This window comes from Candidatus Parakkermansia intestinigallinarum (assembly GCF_944389695.1).
GTDB classification, from domain to species: domain Bacteria; phylum Verrucomicrobiota; class Verrucomicrobiia; order Verrucomicrobiales; family Akkermansiaceae; genus Akkermansia; species Akkermansia intestinigallinarum.
This window is the reverse complement of record NZ_CALXNG010000014.1, coordinates 1-14,533: the sequence shown is the minus strand read 5'-3', so window position 1 is coordinate 14,533 and position 14,533 is coordinate 1. Positions and strand designations below refer to the sequence as shown.

12 protein-coding genes are annotated in these 14,533 nt (G+C 62.0%); 5 read left to right on the top strand and 7 right to left on the bottom strand.

Features of this window, described 5'->3' with window-relative positions; all coding sequences use genetic code 11:
• Positions 1 to 3: 3 nt before the first annotated feature.
• Positions 4 to 2,223, bottom strand: a complete 2,220-nt coding sequence (gene rpoD, locus AC6UAL_RS05455) for an RNA polymerase sigma factor RpoD (protein WP_500682358.1) — start codon at positions 2,221 to 2,223, stop codon at positions 4 to 6.
• A 325-nt stretch (positions 2,224 to 2,548) separates the two neighbouring features.
• On the opposite strand from rpoD, the gene AC6UAL_RS05450 reads away from it, so the two are divergent.
• From AC6UAL_RS05450 to AC6UAL_RS05440, 3 genes are all read left to right on the top strand, one after another.
• The gene (locus AC6UAL_RS05450) at positions 2,549 to 3,115 is read left to right on the top strand and encodes a hypothetical protein (RefSeq protein ID WP_500682357.1); all 567 of its coding nucleotides are present in this window, start codon (positions 2,549 to 2,551) and stop codon (positions 3,113 to 3,115) included.
• Between the two features lie 183 nt (positions 3,116 to 3,298).
• Entirely contained in the window at positions 3,299 to 3,829 is a 531-nt protein-coding gene (locus AC6UAL_RS05445) for a peptidylprolyl isomerase (RefSeq protein ID WP_500682356.1), read from the top strand.
• Positions 3,830 to 3,847: 18 nt separating this feature from the next.
• Entirely contained in the window at positions 3,848 to 5,857 is a 2,010-nt protein-coding gene (locus AC6UAL_RS05440) for an ABC-F family ATP-binding cassette domain-containing protein (protein WP_500682355.1), read from the top strand.
• A gap of 110 nt (positions 5,858 to 5,967) precedes the next feature.
• Here the strand turns inward: AC6UAL_RS05440 and AC6UAL_RS05435 are convergent, their stop codons facing one another.
• Positions 5,968 to 7,353 (bottom strand): DUF2851 family protein, encoded by a 1,386-nt coding sequence (locus AC6UAL_RS05435; RefSeq protein WP_500682354.1) that lies wholly within the window; start codon positions 7,351 to 7,353, stop codon positions 5,968 to 5,970.
• Between the two features lie 204 nt (positions 7,354 to 7,557).
• Positions 7,558 to 8,100 (bottom strand): STAS domain-containing protein, encoded by a 543-nt coding sequence (locus AC6UAL_RS05430; protein WP_500682353.1) that lies wholly within the window; start codon positions 8,098 to 8,100, stop codon positions 7,558 to 7,560.
• Between the two features lie 195 nt (positions 8,101 to 8,295).
• On the opposite strand from AC6UAL_RS05430, the gene AC6UAL_RS05425 reads away from it, so the two are divergent.
• Positions 8,296 to 9,141, top strand: coding sequence for a DUF3313 family protein (locus AC6UAL_RS05425; RefSeq protein ID WP_500682352.1), 846 nt, complete (start codon positions 8,296 to 8,298; stop codon positions 9,139 to 9,141).
• 120 nt (positions 9,142 to 9,261) lie between these two features.
• On the top strand, positions 9,262 to 11,472 hold the full coding sequence (locus AC6UAL_RS05420) for a ribonuclease R family protein (RefSeq protein ID WP_500682351.1): 2,211 nt from the start codon (positions 9,262 to 9,264) through the stop codon (positions 11,470 to 11,472).
• Here the strand turns inward: AC6UAL_RS05420 and rsmI are convergent.
• The 4 genes from rsmI to hisI form a co-directional block, all read right to left on the bottom strand.
• Positions 11,448 to 12,188 carry a 16S rRNA (cytidine(1402)-2'-O)-methyltransferase gene (rsmI, locus tag AC6UAL_RS05415; protein ID WP_500682350.1) on the bottom strand — a complete coding sequence of 247 codons (741 nt, stop codon included), beginning with the start codon at positions 12,186 to 12,188 and terminating at the stop codon, positions 11,448 to 11,450. The two genes, AC6UAL_RS05420 and rsmI, sit on opposite strands and share 25 nt — an antisense overlap.
• On the bottom strand, positions 12,185 to 12,703 hold the full coding sequence (lptE, locus tag AC6UAL_RS05410; protein WP_500682349.1) for an LPS assembly lipoprotein LptE: 519 nt from the start codon (positions 12,701 to 12,703) through the stop codon (positions 12,185 to 12,187). Before lptE ends, rsmI begins: the two co-directional genes overlap by 4 nt.
• Positions 12,704 to 12,720: 17 nt before the next feature.
• A complete protein-coding gene (gene bamD, locus AC6UAL_RS05405) occupies positions 12,721 to 13,698 on the bottom strand; it encodes an outer membrane protein assembly factor BamD (protein ID WP_500682348.1) in 978 nt (325 codons plus the stop codon).
• 137 nt (positions 13,699 to 13,835) lie between these two features.
• Positions 13,836 to 14,306 carry a phosphoribosyl-AMP cyclohydrolase gene (gene hisI / locus AC6UAL_RS05400; RefSeq protein WP_500682347.1) on the bottom strand — a complete coding sequence of 157 codons (471 nt, stop codon included), beginning with the start codon at positions 14,304 to 14,306 and terminating at the stop codon, positions 13,836 to 13,838.
• Positions 14,307 to 14,533: the final 227 nt, after the last annotated feature.

Genomic DNA, 14,533 nt, shown 5'->3' with positions numbered 1-14,533 from the left:
TTCTCAGGAGTTGGGTGAGTCGGGCAGGAAGCCTTTGATTTTGCCGATGCGCGTGGGGTGTCTGAGTTTGCGCAGGGCTTTGGCTTCGATTTGGCGGATGCGCTCGCGGGTGACGTTGAATTGGCGCCCGACTTCTTCGAGGGTGCGGGGGTTGCCGTCCGCCAGGCCGAAGCGCTGCTCGATGACGGCGCGCTCGCGCTCGTTGAGGGTTTTGAGGACGCCGGTGAGTTTGTTGCGCAGGGAGGAGAAGGCGGCGCCTTCCATCGGGTTTTCGGCGCTCTTGTCTTCGAGGAAGTCGCCGAAGGAGGTGTCATCGGAGTCGCCGACGGGTTGCTGCATGGAGATGGGTTGCTGCGCCATTTTGAGGACGCTGCGCACGCGCTCGACGGCCATGCCGGATTCGGCGGAGATTTCTTCGGGTGTGGGTTCGCGCCCGAAGTCCTGCACGAGTTTTTTCTGGACGCGCATGAGTTTGTTGATCGTTTCGATCATGTGCACGGGGATGCGGATGGTGCGCGCTTGGTCGGCGATGGAGCGTGTGATGGCTTGGCGAATCCACCAGGTGGCGTAGGTCGAGAATTTGTAGCCGCGGCGGTATTCGAATTTTTCCACGGCTTTCATGAGTCCCATGTTGCCTTCTTGGATGAGGTCGAGGAAGGCGAGGCCGCGGTTGGTGTATTTTTTGGCGATGGAGATGACGAGGCGCAGGTTGGCTTCGATCATTTCCTGCTTGGCCACCTGGGCTTCTTTCATGCTGCGCTTCATGGATTTGTAGTTCTCGAGGAACTCGGGAATGGTCATCCAGAGGCTCATTTCGTATTCCTGAAGGGCGTCGTCGACTTCTTTGTTGTCGGGGTTGCTGTCTTTCTGGCGCAGCAGTTTCATGACGCGCTGGCGAATTTCGCGGATGCGCTGCACGAAGTTTTCGTAGACTTTGCCCTTGAAGGAGAATTGTCTGTAGAGTTCGCCGAGTTCGCCGAGGCACTCTTCAAAGTCTTTCTGGTAGGCGGAGACGGATTTTTTGCGACGCATGGCGACGCGCATGCGGGCGTAGGAGGAGCGGGCGTCCATGTACTTGTCGTACACTTTGCTGATGAGGCCCTGCACTTTTTTCATGTATTTGTCGCGAGGGTCGCTGTCCATGACGACGCGGTCGAAGCGCTCTTGGTTGTGCTGGACTTTGTCGGCGGTCTCCATGTAGTATTCGGCGACGACGCCGAATTTGTTGAGGCACTGCTTGAGTTCGGTTTCGGCTTGGTCGATGCGGCGCGATTTCTTGACTTCGTCCTGGCGCGAGAGGAGGTCTTTTTGCCCCATTTGTTTGAGGTACATGCGGACGGGGTCGTCGAGGATGTCGTGCTCGTCTTCGGCTTTTTCGGCGTCGGTTTCGTCGCCGGAGTCGACGAGGCGGCGGCGTTCGTTGTAGTTGTCGACGTCGGAGGCGTCGATGACGTCGATCTGCATGTTGCGGAAGCGCTCCATGATGGCCTCGTAGTCTTCGGGGGCCATGACTTCGTTGGGCAGCACTTCGTTGATATCATCGTAGGTGAGGTAGCCCTGCTCGCTGGCCATCAAGATCAGTTCGCGGATTTTGGCCTGGACGTCCGGGGTGTCGACGATGCTGCCGATGCTGCCGTCTTTGTGGATGGCGGCGGAGGAGATGGGGGTGGGAGCGGCGGGTGCGTCGTCGCGCACTTCGACGCCGAGGGCGTGCAGGCGCTCGAAGAGGCGTTCTTGGTCGAATTCTTCGTAGCCGTCGGCCGGCAGGGACGAGAAGATGTCGTCGTCCATCACGTAGCCGCCGTTCTTTTTGGCCAGTGCCAGCAGGGTTTTGAAGGCGGTTTTGAGGGTGATGTCGTCCGGGAAGAATTCTTGGAGGTCTTTGGCGGAGACGCGGGGGTTGAAGGTGTTGCGCGTTGATTTGGCTCGCGCTGCGCCGCGCGGCTTGGCGTCGCCTTTGTCTTCAGGCTTGGGTTTGGATTCGGCCTTGGCTTTGGTTGCGGCTTTGGCGGCGGGCTTGGCCTTGGCGGGTGATTTCGCCGCGGCTTTGGCTTCCGGCTTTTCTGCGGCCGGGGCGGCGGGCTTCTTTTTGGCTTCGGGAGCCTCGGTCACCGTCTTTTTTTCTGAAAGCTCTGCGGTGCTTTTGCCGGTTTTGCTTCGGGTGTTCCGCTTGGTGCCGGTCTCTCCGGCACTGTTTTGCTGCTTTTTCTTCGGCGTCGACATATCAGTGGATGAGAATCAGGGGTATACTCCACCCTCTACACGTTTTGTCAAGTTTAACTTGAAAACGCGGGGGTTATTGTAGATGTTTTTCACTTTTTGTCAAGTCAAAAGAATCCGCCCGGCGCTTTTTTTCGCTATTTTGTGTCACGGGGGAGGTCTGTTTGGTGGGGGCGAACTTCGGGGCGGGTTTCGCGGTGAGGGGGCTGCATCGGCTATCTTTTGGTGTTGTATACGCATTCAGGGTTTGACACGGGGGAGATATGCGTGTAGCATACGCAGCGTCGGGGGCCGATAAGGGCTTCCGCATCACATACCCCCAAGCATCATGAAAACACTGATTGTTTCCGCCGCTCTGGCCGCTTCCTGCGCTCTGGCTCAGGATGCTCCGGCTCCCGCTCCCGCCGCTCCCGCTGCTCCCGCCGCTCCGGCTGAGGGGCTTACTCCCGCCGTTATCGAACAGGGCACGGCTGCTCAGAAGAAGTTGTTCGACGCGATGACTTCGCTCCGCGATTCTCTCGCCGGTGTCACTGATAAGGCGACGGCTGATGCTGCCGCTCCGAAGGTTGCCGAGAGCTGCGCGGCTTTCCTGTCGGCTGTCGAGGAGGGCGAGGTTCTCTGCCGTGAGAATCCTGCTCTGGGCACTTACCTCGAGGAGCATCTGCCCATGGATGAGGCTGCTTTGGCCGAGCTGGCTGAGTCTTCGCTCGGCAGTCTTCTCAAGATTGTCCTTTCGGGCGCGTTTGAATCCGAGGATTTGATGCAGGCTGCGACTCCGCTGCTGCAGTTCCTTTTCAACGGGGCTGCGGTTGAGGAGCAGGACGAGGACGTCGATAACGATGTCGATGAGGATGACGGCTCTGTCTTTGATGAGGACGTGAGCGATATCGAATAAGTTTTCCGCCCTTTTTCTCCTCTCTGTTCAGGCCCCGCGCGGCGCTCGTGCCGCACGGGGCTTTTTCCGTGTGTGCGCCGCGTGTGAGGGATGGCTATGACGGGGTCTATTTTGCGTCATGGTGCGGCGGGGCTTGAGATTTTAGTCTTGCCAAGAGGCTGATGTGCTGCTACCTTCTCGCGCATGGCCACTGACAAGAAGATCACGATCAAGACGAATAAGGGCAATATTAACCTCACGGTCTTTGCTTCCAAGACGCCCGTGACGGCGGCGAGCTTTCTCAATTTGGCTCAGCGCGGCTTTTACGATGGTCTGACCTTCCACCGCGTGATTGCCGATTTCATGATTCAGGGCGGGGATCCCGAGGGGACGGGTTGCGGCGGCCCGGGTTACTGCTTTGATGATGAGTGCCGCCCCGATTTGAAGTTCACGAAGCCCGGTCTGCTGGCGATGGCTAATGCGGGTCGCTCATGGACGGGGGCGGGGACGAACGGGTCGCAGTTTTTCATCACGCATGTGCCGACGATGTGGCTGAACGGCAAGCACACGATTTTCGGCGAGGTGCTCGGTGCGGAGGATCAGGAGGTGGTCAATGCGATTCGCCAAGGTGATTGCATCCTGGGTGTCGAGATTCACGATGATTGTGCGGATCTTTTCGCCGAACAGGCTTCTCTTCTGAAGCGCTGGAACAGCAAGCTGGACGCCAACAAGTAATAAGCCGCTCCGCCGTCCGTGGTTTTCGCTGTTCAGGAGCTGCACATCGAGTTCGGCCCGCGTGTGCTTTTCGATTCTCTGTCCTTTGTGGTGGAGAATGGTGAGCGCATTGCTTTTGCGGGGCAGAACGGCGCCGGTAAGTCGACGCTCATGAAGTGCATTGTGGGGGTGCTGGAGCCGGACCGCGGCAAGGTGCTGATGCCCAAGCATACGCAGGTGGGTTATCTGCCGCAGGACGGTATTCACATCGCCGGTTCGCCGCTGCTTGAGGAGGTGATTGGCTCGGTGGGCAATGTGGTGGAGTTGCAGGGGCGGGTCGATGAGATGTCGGCACGCATGCAGCAGCTGCCGGCCGATTCGCCCGAGTACCGAGAGTTGATTGATGAGATCGGGCGTCTGGAGCTGATCCTGCACGATCGGGATGCGGCGAGTTTGCGCCCGCGCGTGGAGTCTATTCTGCGCGGTTTGGGGTTCAGTTCGGATGATTTTTCGCGGGACTGCGGTGAGTTTTCAGGTGGCTGGCAGATGCGTATTGCTCTGGCCAAGCTGCTGGTGCAGGAGCCGGAGGTTCTGCTGCTCGATGAGCCGACCAATCACCTCGATTTGCAGAGTCAGCGCTGGATGGAGCAGTATCTGCGCCACTACCGCGGGGCCATTTGCATCATCAGCCACGATGTGGCTTTGCTGGACGGGCTCGTGACGCGCACGATCGCGTTCCACCACGGGCGTGCGGAGGAGTATGCGGGCAATTTCTCGTTTTATCTGCGCGAGAGTAAGGCGCGCAAGGAGGCGCTGCTGCACCGCGCGAAGGCTCAGCAACGCGAGATAGCCAAGACGCAGGAGTTTATTGACCGCTTCCGCGCGAAGGCGACGAAGGCGACACAGGTGCAGAGCCGCATTAAGCAGCTGGAGAAGGTGGAGCTCATCGAGGTGGAGCAGGATGACGCGGTGATGAATTTTCACTTTCCGCCGCCGCCGCCCGGCGGGCATACGGTGGTGACGCTGGAGAAGGTTTGCAAGGCTTACGGGCCCATTACGCTGCTGAAGGATTTTGATTTCATGATGGCGAAGGGCGATCGCATCGCGATTGTCGGTGTGAACGGTTCGGGCAAGTCGACGTTTACGCGTCTGATTTCCGCATCGGAGGCGCCTGATGCCGGAAGGGTGCAGATGGGGCATCATACGGAGGTGGCGTTTTTCTCGCAGACGCATGCGGATGTGCTCAATAATGAGCAGACGGTGCTGGAGTGTGTGGAGGCGGCGGCGAGCCGCGAGACGCGCCCGCTGGTGCGCAATATTCTGGGCTGTTTTCTCTTTCGCGGGGATGATGTTTTTAAAAAGATCGGGGTGCTCTCGGGCGGCGAACGCTCGCGCGTGGCTCTGGTTTGTATGTTGCTCAAGCCGGCGAATTTCCTGATTATGGACGAACCGACGAACCATCTGGATTTTCAGAGTCAGGATGTGCTTCAGGCGGCTCTGGCGGAGTACCCGGGCTCGTACTGCATTGTGTCGCACAATCGCCAGTTTCTCGATCCGATTGTCAACAAGGTGCTGGAGTTTCGCCCGGGTTTGCCGCCGCGGCTTTTCCACGGCAATGTGACGCAGTACCTCGAGACGGTGGAGGCCGAGCAGCGGCGCCTGCAGGCCGGGCAGTCGGGTGGGGGCGCGGCAGCGCAGGCCGGTTCCGCATCGGCTTCTCCCCTGCCCTCGGGCAATCGCCGCGATTTGCGCCGCCAGCGTGCGCAGGAGCGCGAGAGGCGAGCCCGCATTCTCAAGCCTCTGCAAAAGGAGCTCAGCGAGGTTGAAGCGGCCATTGCGCTGCGCGATGAGCGAAAGGCTCAGATTGCGGCCGAGCTGGAGAAGCCGGAGAATATGAGCGATAATCAACGTCTCATGGAGCTGACGCAGGAGTTTCAGGCGTTGGATCGCGAGTCGGAGGCTCTGTTTACGCGCTGGGAGGAGCTTTCGACCTCGATCGAGCAGCAGGAGGCCGCCTTCCGCGCCGAGGATGAGGCGGCGGCGGAATGAGCTCCGCTCGGCGCTGCTTGGCGAGCGGCTGCGCCGATGGGGATGCTGCGCCGATGAGGCGGGTGTTGCTCCTCCGAGGGGGGCGGTGTTGCGCCGGGGGAGGGTGTTGTTCAGATGCTCCGGCTCCAGCGGCCGAGCAGTTCGGGGTATTCGCCGGAGTTGTTTGGCTCGGCGCGGCCGAAGTCGTCGTCGAGTTGCAGGAGGGCCTGTTGGACGTAGCAGTCGGTCAGCAGTTCAGGCAGGTCGGCGCGTTCGCCGAGGAGTCGGCGGGCGGCTGAGCTGACTCGCGCCGAGACGGTGTGAACTCGGAGTTTGAGATACATGCGCCACGATTCCTCCGAGTCGTCGCAGACGCAGACGTGGTTGACGATGAAGTCTTTGGCGCGTTCTTTGCCGACGAGGGCGAAGTCGGCGGAGAGGGGTTCCGCCTGCAAGTTGCAGTGGCGGCTCCAGAAGGGATGCCTCAAGGAGCTGAGTCGTTTGAGCAGTTCGGGTGCGTGCCGCGCGAGCATCAGGGGCCGGAGTTCCGACCACTGAGCGGCTGATGCGGCAAGGGCGGCGACGCGGCGATGGGGGTGATTGAGAGGCCGAACGGACGAGAATACCCAAGGCAGGCGGCGCGAGGGGCTCAGGCCGTATGTTTCCCGCAAGGGCCACCAAGCATCCCAGACGCTGCGGTGGTAGCGACGGGCTTCATCGCCGGCGCGTTCGGGGAGGACGGGTTCGAGGAAGCCGGCGGTGCCGAAGAGGATGGCGTGTGCGTTGTCGCCGAGTTCGCGCAGCGGGGCGCGACGTGCAAGCATGCGCATGGGCAGTTTGTTGACGCGGTAGCCGAGGGTCTCGGCCCAGCATTCGTAGCGGCTTTGGGATTCGCCCATGCGCTCGACGCGGCGCTGAAAGAGTTCGCGCCGCTGCTGCATCCGCCGCGCGGCGGCTCCGAGCAGAAGAGCACGCAGTTGCCCGGCGGTCAATCGGCGAAGGGGAGCGGGTTCGGTCTCGAGTTCTTCGACGGACCAGCGCCTCGGGTAGCCCAGAACGCGTCGCAGTTCTGCGGGGTCAAGGGCAAGGACGGGGATTTCTTCGTGGCGCGAGTTGCGGGTGTACCAACCGGCGGGCGGAGGCTCCGCAACGACGTGCAACACGACGCCGTCGCAGCGGGGATCGGCGCCGTAGCCCGCGCTCTCCCAGTCTTCGGCTCGGCGGGTGAGGACGATGTCGCCGCGCAGGCGGCGACCGTCCAGCTCGAGCTCAGCTCTCAGAAAGTCGGGGCCTTCGCGGCGATTCCACTCGCCGAAGTCGATGATTCGCACGATGCCGTGTCGCTCGCTTTCGCCGCTGCAGCCCAGTTCGCCGGACATCCAGCTGCACTGCAGTTCGGCTACGGCGGGCGGCGTCGGCAGGTCGGGTTCCGCCGCGGCGCAGGATGCTTCGCGGAGGGCTTGCCGACAGAAGTCGGCATAATCCGCCGCGAGTCGGTCACGCAGGAGGCAATCCATGCTCGAGGTCTGCTGCATGGGGTGGGCGCCGCCAGCTCCGTGTTTCTCCGAGCTCATTGTCGAGGCGCATATGACTCCGTATCTGTCGCCGTATCTGTCGCCGTGGCCCGCAGGATTCCGTGTTCGCCGCCGCAGCGGGGGAGACTCGGCCTTCACCGCCGCGGCTCCGTGAAACTCCGTGTTCGTCGCCGGCTCCCGTGAGACTCAGTGATCGTCGCCGTGGCGCATGAGGTCCTCTTCGAGCGTTTCGCAAACGTAGCCGAAGGTCTCAGCGTTCTTGTGGTTCATCGAGCGCAGGGTGTTGTGGGCTTCGAGGACGTGGCGCGTCCGAGCGACTTCGGACATGTGGGTTCCGCCGGTTCCCTCCGAGCTGTGGGCATCGTCGGCGAGCTCGCGGCGCCGTTCCTCCAGGTCTGCGTGCCAAAAGGCGTCGGGGGGGTCAATGTCAACCAGCATGTCGAGCCCGAGGCTTTCCATGGCCTGGCGCGTTCTGTCCGTCGGGGAAGCGACTTGCAGGCTCCCGCCGGCAGAGAGGCAGCGGTTGGCCAGCCCGGCCATCGTGCCCATGAAGGTGGAGTCGATGCCCGAGCACATCTCCAGATCGATCACGAGGTTCTTGCCTCCCTGCTCGAGGTATTTGTCCGCCAGTGATTTGAGCGTCGGGCTGTTGACGAAACTGCCGCGGCTCGTGCAGCGAATCCACAGGCAATCGGAAAAGGTGTGATGGGTCAGGCAGGTATCAGTCATAGTCGGATTTCATCCCTATTCTAGTGACAGGGATGAAGCTTGGCAAGAGAAAATCGCAGCGCTCGCGCAAAATTGAAAATAACTGACTATCGAACGGCTTTGCCGATGCTCCGCGAGGGGTGTGAGGCGCTTTTTTCACGAAGGGTGTTGCACGTTTTTCTTGCAGAGGCTTGCCTCATCTGCTAGTATCTGCTCATGACGGCCAAAGTCCTGCTGCCTATTGTTATTTGTTCTCTGATTCTGTGTTCGTGCAAGTCATACCTCAAATCCGAGAGCGGTCTCTACGATGTCGAGCTGAACCGCTCGCTTCGGGTGCCGCTGGACGGATGGTGGCATCCCGACAAGCCTACGACCCGCGTCAGCAAGAAGCATGGCCGGGTTTACGTGGCTCCGCTCGATATTTCCCGGGTGGAGGAGGATGAGCCGAAGCTGAGCCGCCTGCTGATTCCGCAGATGCACGGCTATATGGTGACGTATTTGTCAAAGACCATCGAGCGGGCCAACAAGAAGAATAAGGCGGACTGGCGCCTGACGAATGATGCCAAAAAGGCCGATATTCGCATGGATATGGCGGTGGTGTCTCTCAAACCGCAGCGTCCCGTGTTGCGTTGGCTTTTCTTCCTCGGCAGTTTTGCTTCTCCGATTCCGGGTACGGGTACGGTGGCGGCTCATTTCACGGAGGGCGATATTTGCATTGAGTTCACGATCAGGGACAACCACACGGGTGAGCTCCTGTTCGCCATGAAGGATTCCAACCGAGCCACGACCCGACTCTACAAGGCCGAGGCCTATACGCAGGAGGGTCAGGCGGACAAGAATCTGAAGCTTTGGGCGCAGAAGATTGCCAATCTGGTGCGCTACTACACCGAACACCAAGGGGAGAGGTTCGATATTGAGGAGGCTCTTCCCCGACCCCCTCTTGTCAAGGGGCTGATACGCGGTGAGGAGGCTCAGGAGGATGACGTCTCGTCTTCTGCGACGTCACAAAAGGCGCCCGAGATGCAGAAGCCGGCGCCTCATGCCGCAGCGTCCGCCGCTTGAGGTCGGCGCCGCCGGGGCTTTTCCTTTCCGGGGGCTTCCTTTCCGAGCTTGTCCTTCCCGCCGTTTGCCTCTCGCCTGCCGTTTGTCTTTCGCCCGCCTTTGTCTTTCGCTCGCACGCTGATGGATTCTCCCCTTGCTCGTCGCTTGCTGGCTCTGCTGCGCGCGCCGCATTACCGCCCGCAGGATGTTTCGTCTCTGGCGAGAAGTCTCGAGCTGGCGGGCAATGAGAGAGCCGAGCTCAGGCAGTTGCTGCGGGAGTGGGAGGCGAGCGGGCGCGTGATGCGGCTGAGGCAGGCGCGCTACCAGTTGCGCGAGGCGGCTCCGGCGCCGCTGACGGGGCGTGTGCGCACGCTGCCGAGCGGCAAGCAGCTCTTTGTTCCGGATGCTGAAGGTCAGGAGGCTCTCGAGCCGCTCAATCCGGGCGGCGGGATTATTGAGCTGCCGATTCGCCGTTTTCGCAACATGGGGGCGATGGACGGCGATCTCGTCCGCGCAACGGTGAAGAGACAAGCACCCGTCGGTTACCGCCGCCGCCACCGCGGGATGCGCCCCGAGGGCGAGGATCTGCGGGCCGAGGCTCGGGTGGAGGAGATTCTGGAGCGCCGCGCGGGGTTGTGGGTGGGCATCTACCGCTGCGAGGGGCGCTTCGGTTGCCTCATCGGCGACGGCAAGAGCTGCCCGGAGAAGGTGAAGCTGACGGAGGCGCCGCCGCCGAGCTTGCAGGCGGGCATGCTGATTGCGGTGCAGCCGCTTTGTTACCCGCTGGCGCGCATGGAGGCGTCCGGGCGCCTCGTTGAAATACTGGGATGGCCCGAGGATGAGGGGGTCGATATGCTCGGCGTGATTCGCCGCCACGGGCTTCGCACGGAGTTTTCGCAGGCGGTGCTGGATGAGGCGTCGCGGCTCCCGATCGAGCTGAGCGAGGAGGAGTTTGAGGGGCGTTGCGACTGCCGCGGCGAGTGTATTCTGACGATTGATCCCGAGAGTGCCCGCGACTACGATGACGCGATTGCGGTGCGCCGCACCGAGGCGGGGCGGCAGCTTGCGGTGCACATTGCGGATGTGAGTCACTACGTGCGCCCGGGTACGGCGCTGGACGGCGAAGCGGCCTTGCGGGGCAATTCGACTTATCTGCCCGACCGCGTGCTGCCGATGCTTCCGCCGCTGCTCTGCGACGGCATCTGTTCGCTGCGCGAGGGCGAGAATCGGCTCACCCTGCTCTGCCTGATGCAGGTGAACGATGAGGGCTGCGTCACGCGGGCCGAGTTCCGCCGCGCGGTGATTTGCTCGCGGCGTCGTTTAACGTACCCGCAAGCGCTGGCCGTGCTGGAGTCGCGGGGCAGCAGCGGCGACGCCGAGGTGGACGCCATGCTGCGCGAGGCGGCCGCTCTGGCGCGGCTCATGCGCCGCCGCCGCATGAAGGCGGGGGCTCTTGCGCTCGGGAGGCCCGAGCTGAGGGTCGTGCTCGATGCCGACGGGCACCCGACGGATGTTGTGACGGAGCAGAGCGATGAGGCGCACCGCCTGATTGAGGAGTTTATGCTGGCGGCCAACGAGGAGGTGGCGAAGGCTCTGCGCTCGGCGCTGATTCCGACGATTTACCGCGTGCACGAGAGTCCCGATCCGGGCAAGTTGCACGAGTTCGCGCTCACGCTGCGCAGCTACGGAATCGCCGCCGGTACGCTTGCGACCCGCGAGGAGCTGCGGCGCGTGATGGAGCAGTTGGCGGGGCATCCGGATGAGGAGCTGCTCAAGACGGCGCTGCTGCGCTCGATGATGCGGGCGCGCTACTCGGTGAAGTCTCTGGGGCACTACGGCCTTGCTAAGGGCGATTACTGCCATTTTACGAGTCCGATACGCCGCTATGCCGATCTGGTGGTGCACCGAGGCTTGGCGCGGCTCATCGGTGTTCCCCATGCGGCCGCTCTGCCCTCGACGGCCGCGCTGGCTTCTCTTGCCGAGCATATTTCCGAGACGGAGCGCATCTCCGACGCGGCGGAGCAGGAGGCAGAGAGGCTCAAGCTCGCGGAGTTTTTGCAGATGCAGTGCTCCGCCGAAGACCCGCGGCACTGGCAGGCCGTTGTCACGGCGGCTTGGCCTCAGGGGCTGGCTGTCGATTTGCCGGAGCTGCGCCTCAAGGGTTTCATTTCCGCCGAGGTGCTGCCGGGCGGAGAGGGCTGGTTTTACGAGCGGCACGCTTCGGGATGGAGCCGCCGCGACGGGGCGCGTCTGCTGCCGGGCTCGCGCCTCGAGGTCGTCCCGCTGAAGGTGGATGTCGAGAGCGGTTTTCTCGAGCTGCGGCCGGTTCAGGCGCCTTCGCCGGAGGCCTGATTTTCTCCTTCTTTGCCCGGCACTGCGGCAGGGCGAGGCGCATTGCTGCCGCCGATGAGCAACACCATCTCACCCTTGGGCGGGCGAGCCTTGAACTCTGCCAGCAGTTCGGCAGCGGTGCCCCGGTGATAGGTCTCATAGACTTTGGTGAGTTCGCGAGCCACGCAGATCAGCGCCCCGGCATCGAGCTCGGCCAGAGCCTGAACCGTCTTGAGGATGCGGAAGGGCGATTCGTAAAAGATGCTGGTGTATGAGGCCTCGAGTGCCTGCCGGAGCACCTGCTGCTTCTTGCCCGACTTCACCGGCAGAAAACCGCCGAAAAAGAAGGCGTCGCTCGGCAGTCCCGAGCCCACCAGAGCCGTCACCACGGCGGAAGGCCCCGGCAACACGGTGAAGGGAACCTCGCGCCGCTTGAGCTCTTGGATGAGGCGGTAGCCGGGGTCGCTCACGCCGGGCATTCCGGCATCGGTCACGACGGCGAAGCGCTCGCCGGCCAGGGCTCGCGCGGCGACCTCGGGCGCGCGCTGCTGCTCATTGTGCTCGTGGAGGCTCAGCAAGGGCTTGCGTATGCCGTAGTGCGCCAGCAGCATGCCCGTGTTGCGCGTGTCCTCGCAGCAGATGCAGTCGACGGACTCCAGCAGGGCGAGTGCGCGGCGGGTGATGTCTTCGCGGTTGCCGATGGGCAATCCGACGAAGCTGACGGGATACTCGATCATGGAGAGGTCAGTCGCGCCGTGATCTCGTCCGCAGCCAATCGGGCCGCGTAGGAGAGGGCGTTGGTGCGCGTGTTCTGAATGTTGATGTCGTCTTGGTTGTAGTAGCTGCTCTCCGCCTCTACCGTGCCGGAAGCCAGTGTTTTGCCGGTCATGCGCTCGGTCACGGTGTAGCGCACGGTAAGAGTCAGGCCGATTTCGGAGCTCAGGTATGAGTCGCGCCAGTCTGTCGTGAGGGAATGCGGCGTGATGGCAACGACGTCGCCCGAAATGATGAAGTCCGCCTTGTTGCGCGGCGCGAGGCGATAGGTGCCGTCGCCCTGCATGGCATTGGTCAGCGCAGAGGTCAGTTGCATGGAGACCTGCGGCTGCGTCGAGGTGTTGCGGAACATATCGACGCTGAAGCTGTGCATCTCACGCAGCGCTGCGGGTTTGACGCCTCCCAGGTGGTAACCGCAGGAGCTCAGCGGCACGCAGAGCAACAGGGCGGTCAAAAAGGTGTATATCAAGCGTTTCATCGCGGGTTCCGATGCGGTTAGTGCGTCGCCTTCCCCTTCTCCGCCAAAGCCGCAGCCTTTCGGTACAGCTCAGCAGCCTCCTTCGCCGCCGTCGGATTCACCGATTTCTGCGCGATGACGCTGCGGAAGCACTGCATCGCGGCCGAGTAGGAGCGCGCGCGCTCGAGGTAATAGCGCCCGACTTCGAGCTCTTGGTCGACGAGCAGAGCGCGCATCTCAGCCACGCGGCGCCGAGCTTCTCCGGCGCGGCGATCATTCGGATAGCGCAACAGGAACTCTTCGTAGGCCTCCTGAGCCTTCTGGAGGTTGACCAGCGCGTTGTTGCCGCGGGTGTGCTGCTGAGACCAGAGCTGAGCCGTCATCAGCTGCGCGGCCGGAGCCAAAGAGCTGTCTGGATAGCGCTCGGCCAGCTGGGCATAGGAGGCCCGAGCGCGCTCCGGATCTCGGCAGACCTCGAGCTGATAGCGGGCCAGCATGCTGAGCGCCGTTGCAGCCATATCGTTGTAGGGCGCGTTCTTCACGATGTTCTGCAGCCACTCTTCGACGACGGAGCTCTCCATCCCCACCTCCCAGAGGCCCCAGAGCATTTGGCCCTTCATCTCGCCTTTGACGGCCTTCATGGCCAGCTCCAGCTCGCGGTTGAGGGCCTGCTCGTAGCAGGGGCTGCTGTGGTAGTGCGCGATGACTTTATCGTACTCCTTGAAGGCTTGGCGATAATCTTCGTCGCGGCAATACATGTCACCGAGCATCAGGCGCGCTTGAGGTGCAATGGGCGAGAGGGCATGGTCGGTCACGATCTCCTTGAGCTTTGATATGGCGGCATTCGTCTTGCCGGCAGCGGCAAAGGCGCAAGCGGCGGCATACAGACGATCGGCCGTCGGATCACTCGACGAGACCATGCCCGCCGGCATGAGCTCATTGTCGTAGTCGTTGCACATGGTCAGCGGCAACGCGGACACGGAAAGAAGAAGCAGACCCAGTGAAGATCGTTTCATATCAGGGGCGAAAAAGCAAAGGAGGGTGAAGGTGAGAAGGGCGCAGCTTGCGGGGGAGCCGGCAGGAGACGTGAGTATAAAACAGAGGGAGGCAGCGAGCGCCGCACTCGCTGCGCGGCGCTCGCTGTCCGAAAGCTTCACTTCTTGCCGTAGACGGCCTCGGCATCGAAGCAGCATCCGTCATCGGCAGCCTCGAGAGCCACGGGCTCGCCGTCCTTGACGGCCTCACCGAAGGGAACCGAGCGGAAGAAGCAGGAGTGGTGGCCGGTGTGGCAAGCCCCGGCGCCGATCTGGTCGACCAGCAGCACGATGGCATCCTGATCACAGTCGATGAGAATCTGATGAACCTTCTGGATGTGGCCGGAGGTCAGCCCCTTGTGCCAGATCTCCTGACGGGAGCGGGAGTAGTAGACGGCCTCGCCGATTTCGATGGTCATTTTGAGAGCCTCTTCGTTCATGTAGGCGAGCATGAGGGGCTCTTTCGTGCGGTAATCCACGGCCATAGCCGGAATCAGACCCTTTTCGTCAAACTTGGGCATGAGCAACATGCTCTTCTCCACCTCTTTGTAGCTGCCGCGAGGGGCAAACACGATAGTTTTGTCGGACATACGCACGGATTATAGCAGCTGCCGCGCGCAAAGGCAAGTCCGTATCGCGCATCGAAGCGGCGCGATGTTCGCCGCGAATCATAACAAGAAGGCATCAGCAGCGTGCAGCGGGGAACATACCGCCGCAGGGCTCAGTGAAACGCTTTTTCAACCACATGTGTCCCAAAGTTTCAAGGCGCGGTCATTTTGACCGCGCCTTGAGTACACAAAAAATGGAGGCTTGATTT

Bases quoted from the DNA above. Each gene is read 5' to 3' on its own strand.
- rpoD (WP_500682358.1), bottom strand. From the start codon at position 2,223: ATGTCGACGCCGAAGAAAAAGCAGCAAAACAGTGCCGGAGAGACCGGC.
- rsmI (WP_500682350.1), bottom strand. From the start codon at position 12,188: ATGATCGAGTATCCCGTCAGCTTCGTCGGATTGCCCATCGGCAACCGC.
- AC6UAL_RS05425 (WP_500682352.1), top strand. From the start codon at position 8,296: ATGACGGCCAAAGTCCTGCTGCCTATTGTTATTTGTTCTCTGATTCTG.
- AC6UAL_RS05435 (WP_500682354.1), bottom strand. From the start codon at position 7,353: ATGGATTGCCTCCTGCGTGACCGACTCGCGGCGGATTATGCCGACTTC.
- bamD (WP_500682348.1), bottom strand. From the start codon at position 13,698: ATGAAACGATCTTCACTGGGTCTGCTTCTTCTTTCCGTGTCCGCGTTG.
- AC6UAL_RS05445 (WP_500682356.1), top strand. From the start codon at position 3,299: ATGGCCACTGACAAGAAGATCACGATCAAGACGAATAAGGGCAATATT.
- hisI (WP_500682347.1), bottom strand. From the start codon at position 14,306: ATGTCCGACAAAACTATCGTGTTTGCCCCTCGCGGCAGCTACAAAGAG.
- lptE (WP_500682349.1), bottom strand. From the start codon at position 12,703: ATGAAACGCTTGATATACACCTTTTTGACCGCCCTGTTGCTCTGCGTG.
- AC6UAL_RS05450 (WP_500682357.1), top strand. From the start codon at position 2,549: ATGAAAACACTGATTGTTTCCGCCGCTCTGGCCGCTTCCTGCGCTCTG.
- AC6UAL_RS05420 (WP_500682351.1), top strand. From the start codon at position 9,262: ATGGATTCTCCCCTTGCTCGTCGCTTGCTGGCTCTGCTGCGCGCGCCG.
- AC6UAL_RS05430 (WP_500682353.1), bottom strand. From the start codon at position 8,100: ATGACTGATACCTGCCTGACCCATCACACCTTTTCCGATTGCCTGTGG.